This is a genomic window from uncultured Brachybacterium sp. (assembly GCF_947500705.1).
In the GTDB taxonomy this organism is placed as follows: Bacteria; Actinomycetota; Actinomycetes; order Actinomycetales; family Dermabacteraceae; genus Brachybacterium.
The window spans coordinates 575,811-602,109 of sequence record NZ_CANMSY010000001.1 but is presented as its reverse complement, the minus strand read 5'-3'; the positions used below and the strand labels follow the sequence as shown (position 1 = coordinate 602,109).

The 26,299-nt window shown below is 70.8% G+C and carries 21 protein-coding genes; 6 read left to right on the top strand and 15 right to left on the bottom strand.

From position 1 onward, the window contains the following. Positions 1-16: 16 nt before the first annotated feature. The 8 genes from pknB to Q0937_RS02715 form a co-directional block, all read right to left on the bottom strand. Entirely contained in the window at positions 17-2,269 is a 2,253-nt protein-coding gene (pknB, locus tag Q0937_RS02750) for a Stk1 family PASTA domain-containing Ser/Thr kinase (protein WP_299299471.1), read from the bottom strand. Then, positions 2,266-3,990, bottom strand: a complete 1,725-nt coding sequence (locus tag Q0937_RS02745) for a serine/threonine-protein kinase (protein WP_299299469.1) — start codon at positions 3,988-3,990, stop codon at positions 2,266-2,268. Before Q0937_RS02745 ends, pknB begins: the two co-directional genes overlap by 4 nt. Next, positions 3,987-5,432, bottom strand: a complete 1,446-nt coding sequence (locus Q0937_RS02740) for a penicillin-binding protein 2 (RefSeq protein WP_299299467.1) — start codon at positions 5,430-5,432, stop codon at positions 3,987-3,989. Before Q0937_RS02740 ends, Q0937_RS02745 begins: the two co-directional genes overlap by 4 nt. Next, positions 5,429-6,820 (bottom strand): FtsW/RodA/SpoVE family cell cycle protein, encoded by a 1,392-nt coding sequence (locus Q0937_RS02735; RefSeq protein ID WP_299299465.1) that lies wholly within the window; start codon positions 6,818-6,820, stop codon positions 5,429-5,431. The genes Q0937_RS02740 and Q0937_RS02735 overlap by 4 nt, the downstream gene beginning before the upstream one ends. After that, positions 6,820-8,190, bottom strand: coding sequence for a PP2C family serine/threonine-protein phosphatase (locus Q0937_RS02730; protein WP_299299463.1), 1,371 nt, complete (start codon positions 8,188-8,190; stop codon positions 6,820-6,822). Before Q0937_RS02730 ends, Q0937_RS02735 begins: the two co-directional genes overlap by 1 nt. Further along, complete coding sequence (locus Q0937_RS02725; RefSeq protein ID WP_299299461.1) at positions 8,187-8,711, bottom strand: FHA domain-containing protein; 525 nt, start codon at positions 8,709-8,711, stop codon at positions 8,187-8,189. Before Q0937_RS02725 ends, Q0937_RS02730 begins: the two co-directional genes overlap by 4 nt. A gap of 7 nt (positions 8,712-8,718) precedes the next feature. Then, positions 8,719-9,432, bottom strand: a complete 714-nt coding sequence (locus Q0937_RS02720) for a DUF3662 and FHA domain-containing protein (protein ID WP_299299458.1) — start codon at positions 9,430-9,432, stop codon at positions 8,719-8,721. Between the two features lie 250 nt (positions 9,433-9,682). Next, positions 9,683-10,456, bottom strand: a complete 774-nt coding sequence (locus Q0937_RS02715) for a L,D-transpeptidase family protein (protein ID WP_299299456.1) — start codon at positions 10,454-10,456, stop codon at positions 9,683-9,685. Between the two features lie 304 nt (positions 10,457-10,760). On the opposite strand from Q0937_RS02715, the gene Q0937_RS02710 reads away from it, so the two are divergent. Then, the gene (locus Q0937_RS02710; RefSeq protein WP_299299455.1) at positions 10,761-11,597 is read left to right on the top strand and encodes a serine hydrolase; all 837 of its coding nucleotides are present in this window, start codon (positions 10,761-10,763) and stop codon (positions 11,595-11,597) included. Further along, entirely contained in the window at positions 11,594-12,403 is an 810-nt protein-coding gene (locus Q0937_RS02705) for a serine hydrolase (RefSeq protein WP_299299453.1), read from the top strand. Before Q0937_RS02710 ends, Q0937_RS02705 begins: the two co-directional genes overlap by 4 nt. A 231-nt stretch (positions 12,404-12,634) precedes the next feature. On the opposite strand, the gene folP is transcribed toward Q0937_RS02705, so the two are convergent. Further along, entirely contained in the window at positions 12,635-13,447 is an 813-nt protein-coding gene (gene folP / locus Q0937_RS02700; RefSeq protein WP_299299451.1) for a dihydropteroate synthase, read from the bottom strand. 399 nt (positions 13,448-13,846) lie between these two features. Here folP and Q0937_RS02695 point away from each other — a divergent pair, with 399 nt between their 5' ends. Then, positions 13,847-14,995 (top strand): NAD-dependent epimerase/dehydratase family protein, encoded by a 1,149-nt coding sequence (locus Q0937_RS02695; RefSeq protein WP_299299449.1) that lies wholly within the window; start codon positions 13,847-13,849, stop codon positions 14,993-14,995. A 10-nt stretch (positions 14,996-15,005) separates the two neighbouring features. Further along, on the top strand, positions 15,006-16,139 hold the full coding sequence (locus tag Q0937_RS02690; protein WP_299299447.1) for a glycosyltransferase: 1,134 nt from the start codon (positions 15,006-15,008) through the stop codon (positions 16,137-16,139). On the opposite strand, the gene Q0937_RS02685 is transcribed toward Q0937_RS02690, so the two are convergent. From Q0937_RS02685 to Q0937_RS02665, 5 genes are read right to left on the bottom strand one after another with little or no spacing between them, the layout of a single operon-like run. Then, the gene (locus Q0937_RS02685; RefSeq protein ID WP_299299445.1) at positions 16,129-17,874 is read right to left on the bottom strand and encodes an ABC transporter ATP-binding protein; all 1,746 of its coding nucleotides are present in this window, start codon (positions 17,872-17,874) and stop codon (positions 16,129-16,131) included. The genes Q0937_RS02690 and Q0937_RS02685 overlap by 11 nt on opposite strands. Then, positions 17,871-18,758 (bottom strand): ABC transporter permease, encoded by an 888-nt coding sequence (locus Q0937_RS02680; protein WP_299299443.1) that lies wholly within the window; start codon positions 18,756-18,758, stop codon positions 17,871-17,873. The genes Q0937_RS02685 and Q0937_RS02680 overlap by 4 nt, the downstream gene beginning before the upstream one ends. Before the next feature lie 4 nt (positions 18,759-18,762). Then, on the bottom strand, positions 18,763-19,761 hold the full coding sequence (locus Q0937_RS02675; protein WP_299299440.1) for an ABC transporter permease: 999 nt from the start codon (positions 19,759-19,761) through the stop codon (positions 18,763-18,765). 22 nt (positions 19,762-19,783) lie between these two features. Continuing rightward, positions 19,784-21,547 (bottom strand): ABC transporter substrate-binding protein, encoded by a 1,764-nt coding sequence (locus tag Q0937_RS02670; RefSeq protein WP_299299438.1) that lies wholly within the window; start codon positions 21,545-21,547, stop codon positions 19,784-19,786. Then, positions 21,544-22,953 (bottom strand): acyl-CoA dehydrogenase family protein, encoded by a 1,410-nt coding sequence (locus tag Q0937_RS02665; RefSeq protein ID WP_299299436.1) that lies wholly within the window; start codon positions 22,951-22,953, stop codon positions 21,544-21,546. The genes Q0937_RS02670 and Q0937_RS02665 overlap by 4 nt, the downstream gene beginning before the upstream one ends. A 326-nt stretch (positions 22,954-23,279) precedes the next feature. On the opposite strand from Q0937_RS02665, the gene Q0937_RS02660 reads away from it, so the two are divergent. Then, entirely contained in the window at positions 23,280-23,888 is a 609-nt protein-coding gene (locus tag Q0937_RS02660; protein ID WP_299299434.1) for a GNAT family N-acetyltransferase, read from the top strand. A 96-nt stretch (positions 23,889-23,984) separates the two neighbouring features. Here Q0937_RS02660 and Q0937_RS02655 read toward each other — a convergent pair whose 3' ends face one another. Further along, positions 23,985-24,836: a C40 family peptidase gene (locus tag Q0937_RS02655; protein WP_299299432.1), complete on the bottom strand. Its 852-nt coding sequence runs from the start codon at positions 24,834-24,836 to the stop codon at positions 23,985-23,987. Positions 24,837-25,166: 330 nt separating this feature from the next. Between Q0937_RS02655 and Q0937_RS02650 the strand changes: the two genes are divergently transcribed. Beyond that, entirely contained in the window at positions 25,167-26,183 is a 1,017-nt protein-coding gene (locus Q0937_RS02650; RefSeq protein WP_299299430.1) for a GNAT family N-acetyltransferase, read from the top strand. The last annotated feature ends 116 nt before the right edge of the window (positions 26,184-26,299 follow it).

The following is a 26,299-nucleotide window of genomic DNA, read 5'->3' as shown; positions in this document are numbered from 1 at the left end:
ATCCGCTGCGTTCTGCTCAGCCGTTCCCATTGCTGTTCCCCTTGCCGTTCCCATTGCCGTTGCCACCGCCGTTGCCCTGTCCGTTGCCGTTGTTGCCCTGGGCGCTGTCGTCGCCGGGATCCTCGGTGGGCTCCTCCGTGGGCGTCGTGCTCGGGGCCTCCGAGGGGGCCTCGGTGGGCTCCTCCGTGGGCTCCTCCGTGGGCGGCGTGGTCGGGTCCGGGGTCGGCTCGGGACCGGAGGAGACCACGACCTTGATCTGCGCCCCGCGAGCGGCCTGTTCGTTCGCGCCGGGCTCGGTGCGGATCACCTGGCCCTCCGGCACGGTCGCGGAGAACTCGGTGGCCGGCTCGGTGCCGAAGCCGGCTTCGGCAAGCGTCGCCTGCGCCTCCGCGAGTGTGCGTCCGGCGACGTTCGGGACGGTCACCGGCCCGGGCGCCGCAGCGATCACGAGGTCCACGCTCGAGCCGTAGGGCACCAGGCCGCTGCCCGCGGCGGGGGTCTGCGAGAGCACGGTACCGGGATCCGCCTCCGCATCCTCTCGCTCCGAGGGCTCGGGCACCACGAAGCCGCGTGCCTCGAGAGTTTCCTTGGCCCGGTCGAACTGCGTGCCCTCGACGTCGGGCATCTCGACGTTGCCGGAGGCGAGCCGCACCTCCACCGCGGAGCCCCTCTCGACGGTGGCGCCGCTCAGAGGGCGGGTGCTGGAGACCGTGCCCTGCTCCTGCGGGACGTCCTCCGTCTCTCCCTCGGTCATCGTCAGGCCCACGGCCTCGAGCGCCTCCCGTGCAGCGTCACGGGTCATTCCCTCGAGCCCGTCGGGCACCTGCACCGGCTCGGGCCCGGCAGAGACCGTCACCGCGACCGTGGCACCGGCCTCGACCTCCTCGCCCTCGGCCGGTGTGGTCTCGATGACCAGCCCGGCCTCGACGTCCTGCGACTCCACCTGGGTGAACTCGGGCTCGAGCCCGACCTCGCGCAGGATGGTGCTCGCGTCCTCCTCGGTCTGGCCGACCACCCCGGGGACCGCGACCAGCTCCGGGCCGCGTTCGCCGAAGGGGTCGAAGATCGCGATCGCGGCACCTACCAGCGCCAGCACGGCCACGATCACCAGGATGATCAGCCACCAGGGCTTCTTATGGTCCTCCTGCTCCTCGACCTCGTCGGCCGTGCGGAGCGCGAGCGGGGCGGTGGCGGGGCTCGGCGCGGAGCCACTGCTCCAGTTCTGGGCCTGCATCGTGGCGGTGGCGCCGACTCCGGCGGCACCCGCCCCGGCGGCACCCAGTCCGGCGGCGCCCAGTCGGGCGGCACCGATCGCGGGCAGCGCCTCGGTGGCGTCATCGAGGGGGCTCAGCACGGTGGTGACCTCGCCGTCGCCACCGCGCGGCACCGCGCCGCCGACCAGGGCCGGGGTACGGCCCGCGACCACGGTGGCGATATCACGGGAGAAGGCGACCGCGCTGGGGTAGCGCTCCTCACGGTCCTTGGCCAGACCCGTGAGGATCACCGCGTCCAGCGCGGGCGTGATCACCGGGTTGTAGGCAGACGGGGCCAGCGGCTCCTCGCGCACGTGCTGGTAGGCGATCGAGACCGGGGTGTCGCCGGTGAAGGGCGGGCGGCCGGTCATCATCTCGAACATCACGCAGGCGGCGGAGTAGATGTCGGAGCGGGCATCGACCAGCTGGCCTCGCGCCTGCTCGGGGGAGAGGTACTGGGCGGTGCCCATCACGGCCTGGGTCGCGGTCATCGCGCTGGTCGCATCCGCGATCGCTCGCGCGATCCCGAAGTCCATGACCTTCACCGCTCCGGCCTCGTTGATCATGATGTTGCCGGGCTTGATGTCCCGGTGCACGATCCCGGCGCGGTGCGAGTACTCCAGCGCGCTCAGCAGAGCGGCCATGATCTCGCCGGCCTGATGGGCATCCATCGGCTGCTCGGGCTTGATGTGCTCGCGCAGGGTGTCGCCGTGCACGTACTCCATCACGATGTAGGGGATGGTGACCTCGGCCCCGGTGATGGTGGTCTGCTGCTCCTCGCCGGTGTCGTAGACGGCGACGATGGAGGGGTGGTTCAGCGAGGCGGCGCTGTGGGCCTCCCGGCGGAACCGTTCCTGGAAGTTCGCGTCACGGGCCAGGTCGGAGCGCAGCACCTTGACGGCCACCGTGCGGTGCAGGCGGGTGTCCTCCGCGAGGAACACCTCGGCCATGCCCCCGGTTCCCAGGATCTTGCCCAGGCGGTATCTGCCGCCCAGGACCACGTTCACTTCGCTCACTCCACACCCGTCCTCGTGCCGTGGTCGACACCGACCGATTCGACCATGGTAGTAGCTGACGTGGTCTCACCAGCCACGAGGTGAGGCATATCCACTCCGGCCCAGACCTCGAGGCTGACCCCGGTCCCGCTCCCGATGCTGGTGCCGCTGTCGGCGGAGATGAAGGGGAGCATGCCCAGTCCGCCCAGGACGGCGGCGATGATCGCGACGATCACGAGGAGCAGCAGCACCAGTCCGGGCAGCGACATGCCGACCACCTTGCGCCCGGTGGTGGAGGTGCCATGGACCGTCCGTGAGGAAGCCGCGGTGTCCACGTCGTCGAAGGCACCGGCCCCGAAGGCCCGGTCCGGGCCGTTCCCTCCCGTGCCGTGCGTGCTGTTCATGCCGTCGGACCCGGTGCCGTGCGGTCCCGGACCGTTCGATCCCCGGCCGTTCGATCCCGGACTGTTCGATCTCTGGCCCGCGCCGGCTGCGGACTGCGGGGACCGCTCGGTCGCTGCCGGCTTCCGCGAGGAGCGGGGAGCGGGCGCCGGTGACGCGGCCGAGCGGGCGGAGATGGCGGATCGCCGCGGGGCGGAGCCGGCCGACGCGGCGGACAGCGCGGAAGGTCCGGAGGCGGCGGAGCGGTGACGGATCCCGCGGCCGCGACCGGAGAGCGGCAACGGCATCGCCGCGGTGCGGGTCCCGGTGGGAGAGGTCCCGTGGCGGGGGCTGTCGGCAGCCGGCGAGCTCGTGGCCGGCGAGCCGTTGGGCGGTGAACCCGCAGACGCGCTGTCGCGGTCGGCGCCACCACCGGTGGTGCCGCTGCCTCCGCGTCGGACCCGGTTCTCCCCGGTCCAGTCGTGGTCCTCGACCCGGGTCACCGGGATCGCGCCGGTGGTGAAGCGCGGCTCGACCCCGCGCTGGATCGCCTCGAGGATGCGCGCGACCGCCGCCGCCGAGCGGGGGCGGTTCGCGGGAGCCTTGGCCAGCATCATCAGCACCAGGCGCCGCAGATCGGCGGCGATCATCTCGGGCAGCTCCGGCGGCTGCTGCTTGACCTGCGCCATCGCGATCTCAACCTGGCTGGACCCGGTGAAGGGGCGGCGGCCCACCAGCATCTCGTAGCCCACGATGCCCAGCGCGTAGATGTCGGAGAGCGACGTGGCCTGCTTGCCCATCGCCTGCTCGGGGGAGAGGTACTGGGCGGTGCCCATCACCAGCCCGGTCTTCGTCAGCCGCCCCTGTTCCTTGCTGCGGGCGATGCCGAAGTCGGTGATCTTCATGGACCAGTCGTTCTTCTCGTCCACCAGGATGTTCTCGGGCTTCACATCCCGATGCACGACGCCCTTGGAGTGGGCGGCGTCCAGTGCGCGGGCGAGCTCGATGAGCAGCGTGAGGACGCGCTTCTCCGGCAGCCCGCCGGGGTTCTCCTCGATGAGGTCCGACAGCGGCCTGCCGGGGCAGAGCTCCATCACGATATAGGCGCGGCCGTCGAGCTCGCCGTAGTCGTAGAGCGCGGCGATGCCGTCATGCGAGAGCGCGGCGGTGTGGCGGGCCTCGGCGCGGAAGCGCTTGAGGAAGCCCTCGTCCCCCGCATACTCCTCGCGCAGGACCTTGATCGCGACCTCGCGGTCGAGCTCCTGGTCGCGCCCCTTCCAGACCTGTCCCATCCCGCCGGTGGCGATCAGCGAGATCAGTTCGTAGCGTCCTTCGAGCACGAGCCCTGGTGTGGTCCTCATGGCTGGATCACCGCCTCCATCACGTCCTTGGCGATCGGCGCCGCAGTGCGCGAGCCGTATCCGCCCTCCTCGACCAGGACCGCCACGGCGATCTTCTGGTCTCCCTGCTGTCCATATCCCACGTACCAGGAGTGGGGGGCACGATCCTCGCCCCACTCCGCGGTGCCGGTCTTGCCGCCGACCTCGACGCCGTCGATCGCGGCGGCCGAGCCGGTGCCGTCCTCGACCACCCCCACCATCATCTGCCGCATCTGCGCGGCATTCGCGGCAGTGAGGGGCTGGCCGAGCTCCTTGGGGCTGAGCTCGGCGACGGTGGAGAGGTCGCTCGTGCGCACCGACTGCACCAGCTGCGGTTCCATCACCACGCCGTCGTTCGCGAAGGCCCCCGCGACCATCGCCATCTGCAGCGGTGTCACCCGGGTCTCGTACTGCCCGATCGAGGTGGTGGCCAGCTGTGCCGCATCCAGCTCGTCCCCGATCGTCGACGGGGTGACCGACAGCGGGATCTCGAGCCGCTGCCCGAAGCCGAAGTCCGCGGCGGTCGCGCGCAGCTGCTCCTCGCCGACCTCCTGCCCGAGCATCGCGAACGAGGTGTTGCAGGACTGGCGCAGCGCGTCGGCCAGGGTGGAGACGTCGTCCGGGCCGCAGGGCTCGGTGCCCCCGGAGGCACGGTTGTTCATCACTGCCGAGGAGTTCGGCAGCTGATAGGTGCCGGGGCCGGGGATCTCGGTCTCGGCCGTGTACTGGCCGGACTCGAGCGCCGCGGCGGCCACCACCAGCTTGAACGCGGAGCCCGGCGGGTAGAGGTCACCCCCGATGGCGCGGTTGGTCAGCGGCCGCTCGGGATCCTCGTTCAGCTCGGTCCAGGCGCGGCTCACCGCAGCGGTGTCGTGCGAGGCGAGCAGGTTGGGATCGAAGGTCGGGGCGGAGACCATCGCGAGCACCGCACCGGTCTCCGGGTCCAGCGCCACCACCGCGCCGCGACGTCCGTCCAGGGCGTCCCAGGCGGCCTCCTGGGCCGCGGCGTCGACGGTGAGCTCGACGCTCGCCCCCTGGCCCTGCCGGCCCGAGAGGATCGCGGAGATGCGGTGGTAGAACAGTGCGTCGGCCTCTCCCGAGAGGGTGTCGTTCAGCGAGCGTTCGATGCCGGTGAAGCCGTAGACCACCGAGTAGTAGCCGGTCACCGGGGCATAGATCTGGCCAGGGTCGTAGCCGCGGAGGTAGCCGTAGGTGTCCCCGGATTCGCGGGAGCTCGCGATCGCGGTGCCGTCGACCACGATCGGACCGCGATGCTGCCCGTACTCGTTGTACAGGGTGCGGTCGTTCTGGCCGTGGGCGTTCAGGCGCCCCTGGGCGACCACCTGGAAATAGGTGGTGGAGGTGAACAGCAGGATGAACAGCACCCCGGTCACCAGCCAGACATGGCGCAGCGGCTTGTTCATGCGCTCACCTCCTGACCTGCGCGCGGCGATGTGGGCGCGGTGGCGCCCGCGATCTGCCGGGCGGCGGGCCGACGGGCGGCGTCGGACAGCCGCACCAGGATCCCGGCGATGATCCAGTTGCACACCAGCGAGCTGCCGCCGGCGGCGAGGAACGGCAGGGTCAGGCCGGTCAGCGGGATCACCCGGGTCACACCGCCGACGACCACGAACACCTGCAGGGCCATCACGAAGCCGAGCCCGCCGGCCAGCAGGGTGCCGAAGCCGTCGGAGATGCCGACGGCGGCGCGGATCGCGCGCTGCACCAGCAGCAGGTAGAGCAGCAGCAGGGCGAAGGCCCCGACCATGCCGAGCTCCTCCGCGAAGGAGGCGAAGATGAAGTCGGACTCCGCATGGGGCACCACATCCGGGCGGCCCTCCCCGAGCCCGGCACCGGTGATCCCGCCGTTGGCGAGACCGAAAAGTCCCTGGCTGATCTGCTCGCAGGAGGAGTAGTTCGCGCTCGAGAGGGGGTCCAGCCAGCAGGTGATGCGGGTGCGCACATGCCCCATCTGGGTGGCGGCGAAGATCGCCGGGGGCAGGAACATCACCGCCCCGATCACCAGCCAGCTGAGCCGGTCCGTGGCGACATACAGCATGACCACGAACAGCCCGAAGAACATCAGCGAGGTGCCCAGGTCCGTCTGGAACACCAGCACCGCCATCGCGAAGCCCCAGGCGACCAGGATCGGACCGAAGTCGGACCAGCGGGGGAGCTGGATGCCCAGCACCTTCGGTCCCGCGAGTGCGAGGGTGTCGCGGCGGGAGACGAGGTATCCGGCGAAGAAGATCGCGAAGGCGATCTTCGCGAGCTCCGCGGGCTGAAAGCTGTAGCCCGCGATCGAGATCCAGATCTTCGAGCCGTTGCGGGCCGAGCCGATCACCGGGGCCAGCGGCAGCAGCAGCAGCACGCCGCCGACCACGGCACTGATCCAGGTATAGCGGCGCAGACGACGGTGATCCCGCAGCAGCACCAGCAGGGTGATGCACAGCGCCGCGCCGAGCACCGCCCACAGCATCTGCCGGTCCGCGCTGCCCGAGCTGCGGATCCCATAGATCTGGTTCGCCGCGTGGATGCTCTCGATCATCGCGATGCCCAGCAGGTTCAGCAGCACCACGATCGGCAGGATCACGGGGTCGGCGTAGGGCGCCCGCCACATCACGGCGATCTGCAGGGCGAGCGCGAGCACGGCGGCGCCGATCCCGAACGGGACGAGGTTCTCGGGCAGCGCGTCATAGCGGCCGAGGCCCACCAGCGCGTAGGCACCCACTCCGATGACCACCGCGGAGAGCAGCAGCAGACTCTGGGTGAGGCGCCGCGGACGTGCGGTGTACGAGACGATCGTGGCCACTACGTCTCCTCGCCCTCATCGGGCGGCGGGATCGTGCGGTCGGAACGGGAGGGCAGGGGCTCCATGTCCTCGGCGGCGTCCTCCTCGAGGCCACCAGCATCCGAGGCGCCACCGGCATCCGAGGGAGCAGGGGAGATGGCGGGAGGGGGCTGGTTCGCGGTGGCGGCCTGCTCGAGGCGATCGATGATCTGGTCCGCGGAGGGGCGGTCGGAGGCGTTGATCGTGAGCTGGACCTGCTGCCGGGTCACCTCGGGCAGGTCCTCGAGCTCGATGTCGGTGACCTCGACGGGATCGGACAGCGAGATCGGCCCCAGGTCCTGCGAGATCCCCTGGTAGAGAACCACGTGGGTACCATCGGTGCCGACATAGAACTGCCGCTGCGACCAGGCGTAGCCCGCCCAGAGCAGCCCGCCCAGCAGGGCGATCAGCAGCATCAGGGCCACCAGCGCCGGCCAGGGGCTGCGGCGCGGCGGCTCCTCCGTGGAGAAGTCCTCGTCCTCGTAGGGGACCTCGGGCTCCTCCCGGGTCAGGGCCGCGGCCTTCGCGGCGGGCCCGGAGGCCGCCGTCGGGGCGTGGCGGTTGCGGGCTGCGGAGCCCACGATCTGCGGGCTGGTGGAGGGGGCCTCGACGCCGCGGGGGAGGGCGTCCAGATCCACCACGTCGGCGATGATGCAGGTGATGTTGTCAGGGCCGCCGCCCTTCAGCGCCAGCTGGATCAGCTCCTCGGCGCACTCCCCGGGATCCTCGATCTCCTTGAGGGTCGCGTCGATCGTGCCCAGCGAGACCAATCCGGACAGACCGTCGGAGCAGAGCATCCAGCGGTCGCCCGGATGGGCGGGACGCAGCGAGAGGTCGAGCTCGGGGTCGGCATCCACATCGCCGAGGACCCGCATCAGCACCGACCGCTGCGGATGGCGCTCGGCCTCGTCCTCGGTCAGGCGGCCCTCGTCGAGCAGCCGCTGCACGAAGGTGTGGTCCTTGGTGATCTGGGTGGTCTCGTCCCCGCGCAGCAGGTAGGCGCGGGAATCGCCGATGTGGGCGAGGGCGAACTTGCCCTCCGCGCGGAGCAGGGCGGTGATCGTGGTGCCCAGACCCCGCAGCTGGGGCTCGTCGCGGGCGCGCCGCAGGATCTCCTGGTTGGCCGCGAGCACGCTCTCCTCGAGGGTGGCCACGATGTCGGAGGCAGGGGTCTCGGAGTCCAGCTGGGCGAGCCGGCCGATCGCGACGGACGAGGCGACGTCGCCGCCGGCGTGGCCGCCCATCCCGTCGGCCACCACCAGCAGGTGGCTGCCCGCATAGCCGGAGTCCTGGTTGTTGGACCGCACGAGGCCTACGTCGGAGCGGGCGGCGTACCGCAGGGCGATGCTCATCGCGGACCTCGTCTCAGTTCGATCTCGGTGCGGCCGATCCGCACCTGGGCCCCGGGCCGGAAGGGCACGGCGCCCTCGATCCGGCGACCGGACACCAGGGTGCCGTTGGTGGAGCCCAGATCCTCCACCATCCACTCGCCCTCGCGCTGGAACACGCGGGCGTGGCGGTTGGAGGCGTAGTCGTCATCCACCACCAGGGTGCATTCAGGAGCGCGGCCGATGAGGATCGGGGTGGATCCCAACGTCAGCGAGGTGCCGCGCAGCGGGCCGGCGGTGACGACCATCGCGGCCTGGGTGACCTCGGGGTCCGTGCGCAGCTGGGGAGGACTGCCGGCCTCGGCGGCCGCTCCGCCGATCGGCCCGGAGGCGGGGCGCTGCTCGCGGCGCGGATCCCGGCTCGAGCGGGTGACCACGGTGGTGCCGAAGAGGTCGTTGCGCAGCACCAGCACCACCACGATCACGAAGATCCACAGCGCGAGCACGAAGCCCAGACGCAGGGCGACCAGTGTCAGTTCACTCATAGGGCGTTCACCAGCTGACCGGGCCAGCGGCGGGGAGCAGCACGGTCAGGCGGGTGCGGCCGATCTTCAGCAGCGAGCGGTCATGGAGCGCGACGGGCGTGCGGATCCGCTCGCCGTCGACGAAGGTGCCGTTGGTGGAGCCGAGGTCGGTGGCGATCAGGGTGGAATCCGCCTCCGCACGCAGCTCGAGGTGATGGCGGGAGACCCCGGTGTCCTCGAGGATGATGTCCGCGTCGCCGCCGCGACCGATCACCGTGACCGGGCCGGTCAGCAGGTACTGCTGCCCATCGATCTCGATGATCGGGCTGCCGCCGGCCCCCGCCTGCGCGGCGCCGGTGGCCGGGGCCACGCTGCCGCGCTCGGTGCGGGACTCGGTCTCGAACCGGCCGGTGCGCACCTCGTCGTCGCGGGCGAGCTCGATCGAGACCGCGCCGACGAACATATAGCGCTGCTTGTCGGCATGTTCGGTGAGCACCCGCTGCAGCTCGTCCAGCAGGGTGTCCTGCCAGGAGTCGAAGCGGTCGTAGTCCTGGGAGTGCAGGTAGATCGTGTAGACGTTGGGAGCGAGGGTCCGGGTGCGGTCGAGCACCTGGATCTGGTCATCGCACTCGCGCTTGAGCCCCTGCGCCAGGTCGAGCGGCTTGAGCTGACCGCGGCCGGGCGAGAAGACGCTCGTCACGCCGCGGTCGAGGCCGCGCTCGATCCGATCCAAGATCCCCACGATGGTCCTTCGCTGTCGCTGTGTCCGCTGATGCGCGAGCGCCGATCGACGAGGTCGGTCGATGAGGCTGCTCGCCACCAGATCGTATCGCGAGAGCAGGTCCCTGCCGGGACCGCCGGGCGCGGGAGCGGCGAGGAAATCGTGCAGGGCTCGTGAAGAGGCAGGGCCCGGGAGGGGAGGGGGCAGCGATGCCGTCCCCTCCCCAGCCGCTCCGGCGGTCGTGTCCGGCAACCCTGCTGGCCGGCCCGGCTCAGTACACGAGCACGCGACGGCCCTTGGCGAACCAGGAGCTTCTCCAGAGCATGTCCGACGCCCCGACGGAGATCCGGCAGCAGCCGTGGGAGGCCGGGTAGGTGGGGATCGAGGTCGATCCGTGGATCGCCCAGCCGCGGTCGTAGTAGCCGGGACGGTAGAGGTTCCCCAGCGGGCCGTTCTGCCAACCCCTGCTGTACAGGCTGTACATCGAGAAGCTCCCGCGCGGGGTGGTCGCCGTCTTCCATCGACCTCCCGAGTAGTAGCGCTCGCCGCTGCCGGTGGAGGTGTTCAGGATGTAGGCCAGGGCGCCGCCGGTGGTGGCGATGATGATCTGCTTCCTCAGATCGACCTCGAATCCGATGCCGCTGGTGATCCGGCGTGAAGGCTGCGTGCCGGCGTCGAGCGCCCGGTACGTCTTCGGGCCCACGACCCCGTCCCGACCCAAGCCCGCCGCCTTCTGGAGCGCGAACACCGCCTGCTGGGTCAGGTGGCCGAAGCTGCCATCGGCCGTTCCGCACCAGTACTTCAGAGCAGTCAGCCTCCGCTGCAGCGAGCTGACAGCCGACCCCCGGCTGCCTCTGCGGAGCGTGGGCGGGGCTGCGGTCGCGGCGCCGGAGCCCAGTGCCAGACCAGCGCCCAGCGTGCCCACCCCGAGCAGCAGGGCGCGGCGTGACGGTGCAACGATGGGCAGAAGTGCTCGATCGGTGCGATCGGTGCGATCGGTGCGATCGGTGTGATCAGGTCTCCGGGTGATCTCCAGATACGTCATTCGTCCCCCTCGTGCAGGTGCCGGTATTCAGGTGCCGGCGGTTCAGGGAGCCGTGGGTCCGGGACGCTCGTCGGCAAGCGGTCAAACCCATGATGCGCCGGTCAAGGGGAGGTAAACAAGGGTTAAAACGTGCAGTTCCAGCAGTTCCCGTCGAGTAGTCGACGGTACTCCTGGTCATGTAGGCAAAACGGACATATCACGATATGGCATCGGTGACTGCGAGACCTTCCGGACAGTCGTCGGGCGGTGGTCCCGGGGCGGTGGCGCCCGGTCGGCTCGGGTCGGATGTGCCATATTTGAGCGCGTGGAGACCGAGACCCCGCCCGAGATCCCCGTCGACATCGACTTCGCGCATGCGCTGGGGGTGTCCGACGCCGCGCACACCCTGCAGCTCCAGGGCGATGACACACAGGTCTGGGACCTCGCGAGCGTCTCCAAGCCGCTCGCCGCGCTGGGGGCCCTGATCGCTGTGGATCGCGGCCTCGTCGACCTCGACGAGCCCGCCGGTCCGGAGGGCGCGACCGTGCGTCATCTGCTCGCCCACACCGCTGGCTACGCCTTCGACGGCGAGGAGACCGTCGGCGCGGTCGGTGCCCGCCGCATCTACTCCAACACGGGCTTCGAGGTGCTCGCCGCGCACCTCGAGGAGGCCACCGGCTACGACTACGCCGACTGGATGGAGCAGACCGTCATCGCAGGACTCGACCTCACCGACCTCGAGGTCACCGGTTCGCCGGCCGCCGGCTACCGCGGGTCGATCCGCGATCTGCTGGCCGTGGGCCGGGAGCAGCTGGCCCCCACCCTGATCCCCGAGGACCTCTGGCGTGAGGCGACGACTGTCCAGTTCCCGGGGCTCGCGGGGATCCTCCCCGGCTACGGGCGGCAGAAGCCCAACGACTGGGGACTGGGCGTCGAGATCCGCGGCGGGAAGAATCCGCACTGGACCGGCACGCGCTCCTCCCCGGAGACCTTCGGGCACTTCGGCCAGTCCGGCTCCTTCCTCTGGGTGGACCCGGCCGCGGGCCTCACCGCCGCCTTCCTCGGCGAGCAGCGGTTCGGGCCCGAGCACGTGCGGGTCTGGCCGGGCCTCACCGACCAGATCCTCGAGCGCTGGGGCGACGGGGGCGGGACGGCGCGATGAGCGCTCTGGACCTGCTCGACGACTTCGGCTTCGAGGCCGCGGCGATCGTGCTCGGTCGGGAAGGGGAGCGGGAGCGGCGCGGCGATGTCCAGCTGCTGCGCCCCTGGCGCTCGGTCACCAAGACGCTCACCGGCTGCGGTGCTGCCCTGGCACTGCAGGAGGGGTATGTGGATCTCGAGGACCCGGCAGGCCCACCCGGCGCGACGCTGCGCCATCTGCTCGCTCACGCCTCGGGCTACTTCTACGAGTCCGAGAGCACGCTGCAAGCCCCCGGCCTGCGCCGTCACTACTCCAACTTCGGCATCGACGAGGCCGCCCGGCACGTCGAGCGGGCGCTCGGCCGGGACTACGGCGGCTGGATCCAGGAGCGCATCGTCGAGCCGCTCGGCATGGACTCCCTGCAATGGAGCGGCTCGGCGTCCGTCGGCGCCCAGGGCTCCCTCGCCGACCTCGCGCTCTTCGCGGGTGAGCTGCTCCAGCCCACTCTGCTCGAGCCGCGCTGGTTCGCCGAGTTCACCGGCGTGCAGTTCCCCGAGCTGGTGGGCATCATGCCCGGCTTCGGGAAGCAGAGCCCGAACCCCTTCGGACTCGGACTCGAGGTGCGCGGCACGAAGTCTCCCCACTGGACCGGCACCCGCAACAGCGAGAGCACCGTGGGCCATTTCGGCATGCGCGGCACCGCCTTCTGGGTGGATCCAGTGGCGGAGCTCGCGCTGGTGGTCGGCACCTCCCACGACTTCTGCGACGCGCACCGCGAGGTGATGCCGAAGCTGGCCGATGCGGTGCTCGAGGAGTTCGCCGGCTGAGCAGTCCTGCGTGGCACGGTCCTGGTCGGCCCGGCCCGAGCCGGGCCGGGCCGGCCGAACTCGGGCGCGCGCGGGCCGGCCGAACGCGGGCCGCGCCGCGCCGGGCGGGCTGCGTGCACTTCTGCTCTCGAGAGGACCGGTGTGCCGCAGGGCATCGGTCCTCACGGCAGCAAAACGGTGCGGGTGCGGGTGCGGGTGCGGATGCCGGTGCAGGTACGGGCCGGCGTGCGCTCAGGTGTTGTGGACCAGCGGCCCGGCCGGATCGCGCCAGCCCGCGAGCACCTCGAGCATCCGCACCAGACGCGCCGTGGCCTGCACATCGTGGACCCGCAGGATGCGTGCCCCGTGGCCGACGGTCCACGCCGCGGCCGCGAGCGAGCCCTCCAGACGGTCCTCCTTGGGCAGGCCGAGCGACTCGCCCACGAAGTCCTTGCGGGACAGCGCCGCCAGCAGCGGCAGCCCGAGTGAGGAGTACTGCTCGAAGGCTCGCAGCATCTCGAGGGTCTGCAGGGTGTTCTTGTTCAGGTCCGGTCCGGGGTCCAGCACGATCCGCTCCCGCGGGATCCCCGCCTCGAGAGCCCGCTGCAGGCGAGAGGTGAGGAAGTCCCGCACCTCGGAGACCACGTCGTCGTACTGCGGCTGGGGGAGGGGCTGGCGGGGCCGCGCTGTCGAATGGGTGATCACCAGCGATGCCCCGGTCTCGGCGACCGTGCTCGCCATCAGCGGATCCGAGAGTCCGGTGGTGTCGTTGATGAGGTCGGCCCCGGCCTCGATCGCGGCTCTGGCCACTGCGGCGTGGAAGGTGTCCACCGAGAGCAGCACGTGCGCGGGCAGCGCGCTGCGCAGTGCGTCGATCACCGGAACGACCCGCTCGATCTCCTCCTGGACCGGCACCGGCTCCCCGGGAGCGAACTTCACCCCGCCCACGTCGATCAGATCCGCTCCGGCGCGGGCGGCCTCGAGCCCGGCGGCCACCGCAGCCTCCAGCGCCCAGGTGCGGCCCTCGTCGAAGAAGGAATCGCGGGTGCGGTTCACGATGCCCATCACCAGCACTCGCCGGGCCGTGTCCGGCAGCGGCCGGGGTGCCGGGGGTCGAGCTGTCGCGGGACGGGAAGTCGGGGGACGGTATGTCGGCGGCCGGGGTGTCGGCGGCCGGGGCGTCGGGTGCCGGGGCGCCGCGGGGAGCCGTGCATGGGCGGTCGGCGGAGCATCCAGCAGTACTTCGGGGGCGGGCGATACAGTGGAATCAACCATGGGAGCGCGGCGTGTCGCGCTCTCGTCCGATGTGTTGTTCATGGTCCGTTCCTCCGCAGTTCAGGCCAGGTCCCCGCGTCTTTGAGCGGTGCCCGGCCTGCACTACGTTATGGGTGGACACGGAAGTGCACAATCCGGCTGCGTCGTCCTTCGCATGCCGGGACTTTGACCTGATGGAGGACTCACGAGATGAAGATCGTCGTCGCCGGTGGAGATGGATTCTGCGGTTGGCCCACTGCCCTGTACCTCTCGCAGAAGGGCCACGACGTCACCATCGTGGACAACCTGGTGCGCCGCGAGATCGACGAGGAGCTGGGCTCCAACTCGGTCACCCCGATCCTCGAGCTCGAGGAGCGGGTGGCGGTCTGGAAGGAGGTCTCCGGCAAGGACATCGCCGTGAGGATCGCCGACCTCACCGACTACGACGCGGTGGCGTCGATCTTCCAGGAGATCCAGCCGGAGTCCTTCGTGCACTTCGCCGAGCACCGCAGCGCGCCGTACTCGATGATCGACCGCGAGCACGCCATCGAGAACCATCGCAACAACGTCGAGGGCACCCTGAACGTGCTCTGGGCGATCAAGGACTTCGCCCCCGACTGCCATCTCGTCAAGCTCGGCACCATGGGCGAGTACGGCCAGCCGAACATCGACATCGAAGAGGGATGGATCGAGATCGAGCACAAGGGCCGCAAGGACCGCCTGCCGTTCCCCAAGGCCCCCGGCTCCTTCTACCACCTCACCAAGGTGCACGACAGCGACAACATCATGTTCGCCTGCCGCATCTGGGGCATCCGCGCCACCGACCTCAACCAGGGCGTCGTCTACGGCCTGGAGACCGATGAGACCCGTCTGGATCCGCGCCTGGTCAACCGCTTCGACTACGACGCCGTGTTCGGCACTGCGCTGAACCGCTTCATCGTCCAGGCGGCGATCGGCCACGACCTCACCGTCTACGGCAACGGCTCCCAGACCCGTGGCTACCTGGACATCCAGGACACCGTGCGCTGCATCGAGATCGCCTGCGAGAACCCCGCGGACGTCGGCGAGTTCCGCGTCTACAACCAGTTCACCGAGCAGTTCTCCGTCAAGGAGCTGGCCGAGAAGGTGCAGAAGGTCGCGGCCGCCCTCGGCAACGAGGTCGAGCTCGCGACCACCGAGAACCCGCGTGTGGAGAAGTACGACCACTACTACAACGCGGTCAACACCAACCTGCTCTCGCTGGGTCTGGAGCCGCATCTGCTGACCGACGAGCACCTCACCGAGGTCCTCAAGGTCGCGATGAACAACACGGACCGGGTCAAGCGCGAGCTGGTCATGCCCACCGTGACCTGGAAGTGACCGCCACCCCGTGAAGATCGCGATCGTCACGGAGACCTTCCTGCCGTCGGTCGACGGCGTGGTGACCAGGCTCCGCCACGCCGTCGAACGGATGACCGAGCTCGGCCACGAGGTCATGGTCGTCGCGCCGGATCTCGGGGTCACCGAGTACCGCGGAGCGCGGGTGGTGGGGGTCAAGCCCGTGACCCTGCCGTTCTACAAGCACCGCCGGTTCACGCTGCCGAATCCCACCGTGGACGGCATCATCCGGGGATTCCACCCGGACGTGGTCCACGCCGCCCAGCCGTTGCTGCTGGCCTCCTCGGGGGCCTTCGCCGCTCACCGGCAGCGGATTCCCCTGGTCGCGAGCTATCACACGCATATCCCGCGCTACCTCGACCTCTACCGGGCCTACCGCTGGGGGAAGCGTCCCGTGTGGTGGCAGATCCGGCGCAACCACGCGCTCGCGGACATCAACATCGCCACCTCGGAGACGATGCGCGCCGAGCTCGAGACCCAGGGGATCGCGAACCTGCACGTGGTGCGCCGCGGGGTGGACACGCAGGCCTTCCATCCCCGTTTCGCTTCGGCGGAGATGCGGGAGCGTCTCACCCAGGGGCATCCGGAGAAGAAGCTCCTGGTGTTCGTGGGTCGGCTCGCCGCGGAGAAGGAGATCCACACGCTGCGGCCGATGATGGAGCGGCGCGAGGACGTGGCGCTCGCGATCGTCGGGGACGGCCCGTACCGGCGCGAGCTCGAGCAGCTCTTCGCCGGCACCTCGACGCTGTTCCCCGGGTTCATGGAGGGGGAGGAGCTCGCGAGCGCCTTCGCGAGCGCCGACGGGTTCGTCTTCCCCTCCGTGACCGAGACCCTGGGCCTGGTGATCCTCGAGGGGATGGCCTCCGGGCTCCCGGTGGTCGCCGCGCGTTCGGGGCCGACGATGGAGCAGGTCACCGACGGGCTGGACGGACTGCTGTTCGACTCCGGGGACGAGGCGAGCCTGGATGCGGCGCTGACCCGCCTCGGAGACGGCGAGCTGCGCGGACGCATCCGTGGGGCCGCCCGTGCCGAGGCGGAGAAGTACTCGTGGGAGAACGCCTCGGACGACCTGCTGCGCTATTACGAGATGGCGATCGAGAAGCACGGCACGGGGATCACTCCCTGACCACCGGCGCCCGGGGGATCGCCTCGATCAGCTGACGCGTGTAGGCGGAGGTGGGCGAGGCGAAGACCTCCGCGGCCGGGCCCTGGTCCACGACCCGGCCACGCTGCAGGACCGTCATCGAATCGGAGATCTGCCGCACCAGGCTCAGGTCGTGGGAGATGAACACCATCGTCAGCGCCGGATCCTCAGCGCGCAGCGCGAAGAGCAGATCGATGATCCGCGCCTGCACGGTGACGTCGAGCGCGGAGGTCGGCTCATCCAGCACCAGCGTGGACGGGGAGAGGATCAGCGCGCGGGCGATGGCGACGCGCTGGCGCTGCCCGCCGGAGAGCCGGCTGATGTACCTCGCCGCGGCCTCCTCGGAGATCCCGACCTGCCGCAGCAGCGCCTGGGCGCGGGAGCGCGCCTCCGCCCTCGCGGTCCCGCCGATGCGCAGCGGTTCCGCGACCAGGTCGACCACGCGGCGGCGCGGATCGAGCGCGGCCAGCGGATTCTGGTAGACGAGCTGGAGCGCGGACGGGTCGGGGTTGACGACGGCGGGAGTGCGCGGCCGCGGCGTTCCCGAGACCTCGACGGTGCCGGCGCCGAAAGCCGTCAGCCCGGCGATGATCCGGGCGAGGGTGGTCTTCCCGGACCCCGATTCTCCGACCAGCGCATGGATCTCACCGCGCCGCACCGTGACATCGACGTCCTCGAGCACCCGGTGGGCGCCGTCGAACGACTTCGACAGCGCGGTGACCTGCACTGCGGTCCCGGTCCCGGCGGTCTCCCGCCGGGTCTGCAGCGCGGCCTGCGTCGCCGCGTACTTCTGCGGGGTCATCGCCGGGACATCGCGGAACAGCTGCAGCGTGTACGGGGCGGCGGGGCGCGCGACCACGTCCGTGGAGGCGCCCTGCTCGACGACGCGGCCATGCTGCAGCACGACGACCCGGTCGCTGCGTTCTGCGGCAAGGGAGAGATCATGGGTGATCAGCAGGACCGACAGGGACAGGCCCTCTCGCAGCTCCTCGAGGAGGTCCAGCACCCGCTTCTGCACCGTGACGTCGAGTGCGGAGGTGGGCTCATCGGCGATCAGCACGCTCGGATTCCCCGCGAGGGCGCCGGCGATCAGGACGCGCTGGAGCTGTCCGCCGGAGAGCTCATGCGGATACGCCGCGAGCTTCCGCTCCGCATCGGCGATGTGCACGGTCTCCAGCAGCTCCCGGGCGATCCGTCGTGCCTCCCGCTCAGGGACGTTGCGGGCCTGACGCACCGACTCGGCGACATGCCCTCCGACCGTCTGCAGCGGATCCAGCGAGCCCAGCGGATCCTGCGGCACGTAGCCCAGGATGCTGCCCCGCACCGCCTGCCAGCCGCGCTCGCCGAGGCGGGAGACGTCCTGGCCGAGCAGGTGGACGCCGCCGGTCAGCCAGCGAGCGTTGTCCGCGAGCAGGCCGCTGATCGCGGAGGCGATCGTGGTCTTGCCCGATCCGGATTCACCGACCAGCGCGGTGGTGCTGCCGGTGGGGACCTCGAAGGATGCCTCGATGACCGTGGGGACGATCCGTCCGCCGCTCGAGTAGCCGATGCTGAGGGCATCCACCGCGATCGCGGGCGGCGCCGTGGTCGTGGTGGGCACGCCGGGGGTGGCCCCAGCAACGGTGGCTCCAGCTGCGGTGGCCCCAGCAGTGTCGGCCCCAGCAGTGTCGGCCCCAGGGGTGGTGGGGAGGGTGAGGGTGAGATCGTCGGTGGTCATGCGGTGGTCCTCCGGAGTCTTCCCAGGACACCCTGCAGATGGGATGCCGCGAGCACGGTGATGACGATGACCGCTCCGGGAGCGAGGAGCAGCCAGGGGGCGGAGAGCAGGTACTGACGGCCCTCGGCGACCAGGAGTCCCCACTCGGGGTGCGGAGGCACCGCGCCGAAGCCCAGGAAGCTCAGCGAGGAGATCCAGACGATCGAGCCGCCGAACTGCAGCGGTATCAGCGAGGCGACCGGGCCGACCGCGTTGGGGAGGATGTGGTGGATCAGGGTGCGCGGGCGCGAGGAGCCCTGATGCTGCGCCGCCTCGACATAGGAGGAGGTCCGCACGGTGAGCACCTCGGCGCGAGTCACCCGGGCGAAGCTCGCGATCGAGGAGATGCCCACGGCGATCGCGGCGTTGATCGCCCCGAAGCCCAGGGCCACGATGATCACCATCGACAGCAGCAGGCCCGGCACGGACAGCAGCACATCGATCAGGCGGCTGACCACCGCATCGACCCAGCCGCCCAGGTAGCCCGAGACGATGCCGAGGGCGAGACCGCCCGCAAGACCCACCGCGACGGCGACGGCGGAGGCGCTGAGCGAGGTCCGCGCCCCGTGGACGATCCGGGTGTAGACGTCGCGGCCGAGGTAGTCCGTGCCCAGCCAGTGGGTGAGCGAGGGGCCCTCCAGCGCCTGCGCGGTCGCGGTGCCGAGCGGGTCGCCGGGGGCGAGCAGAGCGGGCGCGAGGACCGCGATGACCAGCAGCGCCAGCAGCAGCATCGCGGCGATGTCCACGATGCCGAGGGAGGCCGAGCCGTGCGAGGCCAGGCCCCTGGGGGCGCGGGGCGGTGTACGACGGCTCGCGGGTGTCGCCGGGGAGAGGATGCTCGTCACGGGGTCACGCTCCTTCGGTCAGGGCGGGCTGGGCGGAGCGAGAGGCCGGGGCGCCGGCTCCCAGACGTGACTCGGTGATGCTGATCCGGGGATCGATCACCGGATACAGCAGGTCCGTGGCGAGGTTGACCAGCGAGTACAGCGAGGAGACCAGCAGCACCACGGCGAGCACGATCGGTCCGTCCTGCGAGCGGACCGCCTGTTCGGTGACATAGCCGAGCCCTGCGCGGTGGAAGACCGACTCCACGATCACGGAGCCGGCGAGGAGATCCGCGATCGTCAGGGCCAGCAGGGTCAGCGCGGGGATCGACCCGTTGCGGACGACATGGCGGGCGGCGATCGCACGATGGGACAGGCCCCGTGAGCGGAGCACCCGGACGAAGGGCCTCCCGTTCGCCTCGGTCAGACCCTGGATGAGCACCTGGGTGATCGAGGGGCTGGCGGCGATGCCGAGGGTCAGCGCGGGCAGGAGCAGGCTGGTCAGGCTCTCCGTGTCCAGGGAGGAGACCCAGCCGAGCTGGTAGGAGAAGATCTGCAGCAGCAGCAGGCCGATCAGGAAGCTGGGCGTGGCCAGGGACAGCGTCGGCACCAGACGGGCGAGGCTGCGCACCGGCCCCCAGGGCGCGAAGACCGCGAGCAGCCCCACCCCGGTGGCGATCACCGCGGCGACGACCAGCGCCGCGAGCGCGAGCAGCAGGGTCGAACCGAGACCCTGCAGCAGCATGTCGCTCACGGCGCGCCCGGTCCCCAGCGAGTAGCCGAGATCGCCCTGGAGCAGCCGCCCGACCGTGATGAGGAACTGCAGCAGCGCGGGCTGATCGAGGTTGTAGTACTCGAGGATCGCCTTCGCCTGGCCGGGCGGGACCGGGTTCTGCGGGTTGTCGAGGCGATTGGCGACCGGATCGCCCGGCAGGGCGAACAGCACCCAGTAGGTGAGCAGGTAGGTGATGGCCACGACCAGCACGGCCTGGAGGATCCGGGTGACGAGATAACGGGAGCGCATGGTGGGGGTTCTCCTCACGGGGTCACGGGCGGTCGAGCCACGTGGTGTAGAACAGCGGTCTCGCCTCGGCGCTCCAGGAGAAGTCCTGCACATCGCTCTGCGCGGCGAAGATCTGGGAGTCCTTGAGCAGGGGGAGGACGTAGGCGTTCTCGATGACATGGTGCTGCAGCTCCGCCAGCAGCGCGGACCGCTCGGCGGGATCCGTCGCGACGGCCTGCGCGGCGAGCAGCTCATCGAGGATCGGATCGGCGCCGTCGAGGGAGAAGGTGTCGGTGCCCTCAGACCCCCACTGGGTGCGCAGCGTCGCCCAGGTCGCCGGGTAGGGCCAGCCGGAGCGGACCGTGGCGACGTCGGGGGCGGCGTATGCCTCCGAGACCTGGGAGTAGTCCGCATCACGCAGCGTCAGCTCGATGCCGAGCTCCTTGAGCTGGGACTGGACCAGCTGGTACAGCGGCTTGGCGGTCGAGTCGTAGACATCGATGACGGTGATCAGCGACAGGCGCTCGCCATCCCGGCTGCGATAGCCCTCGCTGTCGACGTCCGCATAGCCGGCGTCATCGAGCAGGGCGGCAGCTCCGGCGGGGTCGTGGGCGAGCTGGGTGCTGAGGTCGACGAAGCCGAAGGCGTCCTCGGTGACCACGCTCCGGGCGACCGCCCAGTTCTCGGTGTAGAGGTCGCTGACCAGGGAGGCGCGATCGATGCCGATCTGGAGCGCCTGGCGCACGCGCACGTCCTGCAGCGCGGGGATCGAGACCCGCAGCTGCCAATGGTTGGTCGCGCCGATGCCCTGCGCAGAGAGGACCTGGAAGGACGGGTCCTCGGCGAGCTGGAGCTCGTCGGCGGGCTGGATGTAGCGGATCAGATCGGCCTGTCCTGAGCGGAGGGTGCCCAGCCGGGTGGTGTCGTCGGTGACGGCGTGGACCTCGATGCGCTCCAGGCGCGCCTCGCCCTGATGCGCGAGGCTCGGCGGGGCCCAGTCGTAGCCCTGCCGCCGCACGAACACGATCTTCTCGCCGTACTTCTCGCTCTCGACGACGAACGGGCCGCTGCCGATGATCCCGGTGATCTGCTGCTGGCTCTCCAGCGGTGCATCGATCGTGGCATCTGCGACGAGCACGGCGGCCCATCCCGAGAGCACGTCGAGGAACTCGGCGTAGGGCTCGAGCAGGGTCACGGCGACGGTGCTGCCCGCGGTGCTGATCGCGTCGAGCCGCGGCCACTGGATCGAGGGCTGGATGCCCTTGGCCTCATCGCCGTCGGCCTGCCACTGGAGGTTCCGGGCCACGCTCGCGACATCCAGCGACGTGCCGTCGGAATAGGTCACGCCCTCACGGATGGTGAAGGTGTAGGTGAGTCCGTCCGAGGAGATCTCCCAGCTCTCGGCGATGTAGGGCTGCAGCTCGCCGGTGGCCGGGTCCTTCCAGATCAGGCGGTCGGCGATGTTCTCGAGGTAGGCGGAGTCCTGCCAGGTGCCGGCGCCCTGCGGCTGGGTGGAGCGGCTCGCCTCGGCGTCGAGGTACACGAGGGTCCCACCGCTCACCGGGCTGCCGGGGGCGTCGCCGGCGGCGGAGCCGCCGGCGGTGCCGCCCGAGGCGGAAGTGTCGGCCCCGCCACGGCTGGCCAGGCCCCAGGCGGAGGCCGCACCGACCACGGCGACCGCGGCGATCCCGCCGCCGATCATGCGCCGTCGACGGATCCTGCCGTCCTCGGAGCTGGCCCGGGCGAGGGCCTCCTCGAGCCGCTGGGAGGCGGGGTCCTGCGCGGCGGGGTGGTTCTTGTCGCTCATCGGTGGGCTCCTGGTGCGGTGAGGTCACGGGGCGTGGCAGAGGGAGCGGGAGTCGTCGGTGCGACGTCCCCGAACTGCTCGGCGCTCTCTTCGACTCCGAGCTCATAGGCGCCGATCAGTCGGCGTCGCTGCTTCATCGGGTTGTGGGAGGCGACGGTGCGGGCATGTCGCCAGAAGCGGTCGAAGCCGTGCCGCGTGGACACCTGCGAGGCACCGCCGACCTCGAAGAGGTCGGTGGTCAGCGCGAGCACCCGGTCGACGATCTCGCCCTGGATCCGGTAGACGTCGCGCTTGCCCTCACGGAAGTCCGCCTCCGTGGCGAGGCCTTCCTGATGCAGGCCGATGATCTGATCCCAGCGCTCGGCGACGGCCAGGACCAGGGTGCGGGCGGCGAAGGCCCCTGAGGAGGCGGAGCCGATGGTGTCCTGGACGAGGGGGTCCTCGCGGACCTCGGTGGCTCCCAGGCGACCGAACAGCCGGCGCCGCCCCTGGACATAGGTCACGGACTCGCTCACGGCGGCCTGACCGATCCCAGCGATCACCGCGAGCAGGACCAGCTGGAACAGCCCCTGCCGCAGCTGGCCCTCGACAGTGGATCGGTCGGTGCCGCGCACGTGTGCAGGGTTGACCAGGGCGCTGGTGAAATGCGTGGTGCCGGTGCCGGTGAGCTGCTGGCCGAATCCGTCCCAGTCGTCCTCGGAGACGACTCCCGGCTGGTCGGTGGAGACCGTCGCCAGCACGAGGTCACCGTCCTCATTGGTGGCGAGCAGATCGATCCAGTCCGCGTAGATGCTCCCGGTCGTGTAGTACTTGGTGCCGCTGAGCACCAGCCGGTCACCCTCGCGGGTGAGAGTGGTGGCGATGTCGAGCGTCTCGGACTTCTCCGACTGGGCGTTGCCGATGAAGTCCCCGGCGACGGCGCGGGCGAACCAGAGCTCGCGCTCCCCGGGCTCCGCGAACAGCGCCACCTCCTCCAGCAGCACGAAGTGCCCGCGGAAGAGGTGGGCCAGGTGGGAGTCCGCGGCGGCGAGGTCGGTGAGGTGCTCGAAGGTCTCGCGCAGCGACCACCCGAACCCGCCGTGCGCCACCGGCACCCGGACCCGGCCGAAACCGAGCTGGAGCAGCTGAGCGAGCAGCGCGCGGGGCAGGACGTGCTCGGCCTCGCGCTGCCGCACCTGCTGAGAGGCCTCCGCGAGCAGCACGTCCCAGGCTGCGGCGTCCCAGGCCGTCGCGTCCCGGTCCGTCGCGTCGCTGGACGCGGAGCTGCCGGCTGCGGCGTGGGAGACCGAGGCGCCGCCGGACACCGAGGCGCCGCCGGACACCGAGGCATCTCCGGACACCGAGGCATCGAAGGACTCCTCGATCGGTCGCGCAGCGGGGGCTGCCTCGTGAAGGGTCTCAGTCATCGGTGGGGCACCTTTCAGGCGGGGGTCGGCGACCTGGTCCGGCGCGAGCCGCGGGTGAGCGCAGCACACGCGGTGAGGGGCGGGGGCGGTGTGCGGGTGCCCTCCGAGGAGGACGCCGCCGAGCATAAGTAGCGCTTGGCTCGCACCAAAGATTTATGACGCGGCACGACGCAGATCGCGAAGATGACGTCGCGAGAACGAGATCGCGAGCATGACGCCGCGAGAACGGAACTGCGAGATCCCGCCTGCCAGCACGGCGTCGCGAGACCGATGTCGGCATGCGGGAAGGATCGACACTGCTGCCGCGTCCCGCGCATGATCGGGGGATGACGAGCACCGCCCCCATGCCCCAGCCCCTTCCCGTGCCGCTCGAGAACCAGCGGGTTCGGCTCGAGCCGCTCGGCGAGCAGCACGTCGACGGGCTGCGCGAGGTGGTGACCGACGGGGAGATCTGGAGGATCCCCTACGCGCCCCACGTCCCCTCACCGGAACGGGTCGCGGAGGCCGTCGCCGCGCAGTGCGCCTCCGATGCGGCCGGGACGACGGCCTCCTGGGCGGTGATCGACCGGGCGAGCGAGCGGGTGGTCGGCCACACCACCTTCTTGAACATCTCCCTGCGGGACCGGCGCCTGGAGATCGGCACCACCTACCTGGCGGGCTCGACCCACGGCACCGGGATCAACGCCGCAGTGAAGCTGGCCCTGCTCACGCACGCCTTCGAGGAGCTCGGCTGCCTGGGCGTCGAGTTCCGGGTCCATCACCTCAACACCACCTCGCGCCGCGCTGTCGAGCGGCTCGGCGCCCAGCAGGACGGGATCCTGCGCGCCCACCGGATCATGCCCGATGGCACCCTGCGCCATACGGTCGTCTACTCGATCCTGGCCTGGGAGTGGAGCGGCGTGAAGGCCTCCCTGGAGCACCGCCTGCGCGGCTGAGCGCTCCGGCCCCCCCTCACGGGGCATGGGCGAGGCCCGGCCCCGCGTGCGGCGGAACCGGGCCTCGGTGAGTCGGCGTGCGAGCCGACGGTGGGATCAGCGGTAGGTGACGAACCCGGTGGGGTTGCCCCACAGGCCGCGCTCGACGACCTGCTGCTTCGAGCCGGAGGCGTCGATGATCTGGCCGTCGCCGGCGTAGATCGCGACGTGGCCGGGCCACACGACGAGGTCGCCGGGCTGCGCCTCCGACTGGGAGATGCTGCGGCCCTGGGCGGCGATCTGGCTGCTGGTGCGCGGCACGTCGATGCCGGCGGCCTCGTAGGCGTGGTTCACCAGGCCCGAGCAGTCCATGCCGCTGAGCGAGCTGCCACCCCAGGAGTAGGGGGTGCCGACGGCGGAGCGGGCGGCGTCGACGATCGCGCTGCCGGTCCCGGAGGTGACGGAGGCCGGGACCGCGGTCGCGCCGGCGGACGGAGCGCCCCCGGAGGAGGCCTCGAAGGAGGGGGCACCGCCGAGTGCGCCGTGGGTCTCGGGGCCCACCACGCCGTCGACCTGGAGGCCGTTGGCGGCCTGGAAGTCCTGGACCGCGGCGTCGGTCATGGAGCCGAAGAAGCCGGTCTCGGGCAGCTCTGCGCCCTGAGCGTTCAGCGCGGACTGCAGCTCCTCGACGGCCTCGCCGGAATCGCCCTGGCGCAGCTTCTGGGACGCGCTGCCGGAGTGCGAGTCGGAGTCGGAGGCGACGGGAGCGGAATGGGTGGTGCTGGGGCCCTCGTCGGCGCCGGCGAGAGCGGTGTCGTTCGCCATCGCGGAAGTGCCGCCGGCGAAGGCGGTGCCGACCAGGATGGTGCCGAGCACGGCGCTGCCGCAGAGAGTGCGCGCCGCACGGTGGGTGCCGGTGAGCGGGGTGACAGCGCGGCCGGCTGCGCGGTGCGTGTTCAGGTGAGTCATGGGGTGCTGATCCTTCTCGCGTACTGCTGGTGGTCTGGTGCATTCCTCGACGCGGCTCTCGGGAGGAGCGGTGAGGTCCTGTGGGAGCGGGCCCACAGCCGGGGCGTCCGAGGAATGCGAGATCAACGCTAGGAGCGGCTCCCGCGCACGTGAAGAGACTTGAACCAGCCGAAGAGAAGCATTTGTCGGCCCATGGTCTGCGGGACGGCCCAGATGGCCTCGACCTGGTGTGGCTTGACTCTGCGGGTGACCTGCGGCGCACGTGCGGAGCATGTGCGAAGGAAGCGATATTCGCAGCAGGAGCGGGCGCCGATGTGGTGGGATGCCCCGATGAGCCCCGCCCAGAACAGTCCTGCCCAGCACAGCCCTGCCCAGAACAGCCCGGTGCAGATCAGCCCTGTCGACCCCGCCGACCGCGAGGCGCTGCTCGCCTGGAACGCCGTGCTGGGGGAGGGATTCAACGCCGGCCGTGAGGCGGCGTGGTGGGCGAGCGAGGAGACGATCCTCGCGCGCTTCTCTGACCCGAAGCCCCAGCGGCTCTCCGTGCTCCTGGTGGCGCGACGCGACGGGGAGCTGGTCGGAGCGGCGGGCGCCGACGTCGACCCCGCGGATCCCGCCGAGGTCGAGATCTCTGTGCTCCCGGCGCATCGCCGCCAGGGCATCGGCACAGCGCTCGCCGCCGCCGTGCGCGGCGCGCTGACCGGCCACGCCGCGGTGATCCAGGCAGAGACCTACAGCGAGGAGGGCGTCGCCTTCGCCCGCGCGCAGGGGCTGCGTGTCGCGAACCAGGAGCACCGCCTGCTGCTCGATCTGCCGCTGGACCGTGCGCTGCTGCAGGCCGAGGCGCGCCCTGCGCCCGGGATCGAGGTGCGCACCTGGCAGGGGGCCTGCCCCGAGGAGTGCCTCGAGGACTGGGCGCGTCTCACCACACAGATGGAGGCCGACGTGCCGATGGGCGACCTCACCCGCCCGGCCTCCCGCGCCGATGTCAGCGAGATCCGCCGCAACGAGCAGCGCATGCACGCTCAGGGCTGGACGCTCGTGCGCGGTCTCGCCCACGACGGTGGAGTCGCCGTCGGATACACCGAGATCTTCGTGAACCGTCACGACCCCGAGATCCTCACCCAGGACGACACCCTGGTGGACCGGGCGCATCGCGGCCGGGGCATCGGGCGCGCCCTGAAGCTCGCGAACCTCGAGAACCTCGCTGCCGTGCCCGAGGCGAAGTCCTCACGCTGGATCCAGACCTATACGGCGCTCGACAACGCCCCGATGCTCGCGCTGAACCGGGCGCTCGGCTTCCGGGAGGCGGACGTGCTGAGCATCCTGGAGGGCGAGCTCGGCTGACGGCCGCCGCGCGCCCCTGCGCCTGCTGCATGCGACTGCTCGGTGTGACCGATCCCGCAGAGAATCTTCTGCTCGCGCGCCTTGGACCGCGACTATGACGGCTTATGACGAGATTC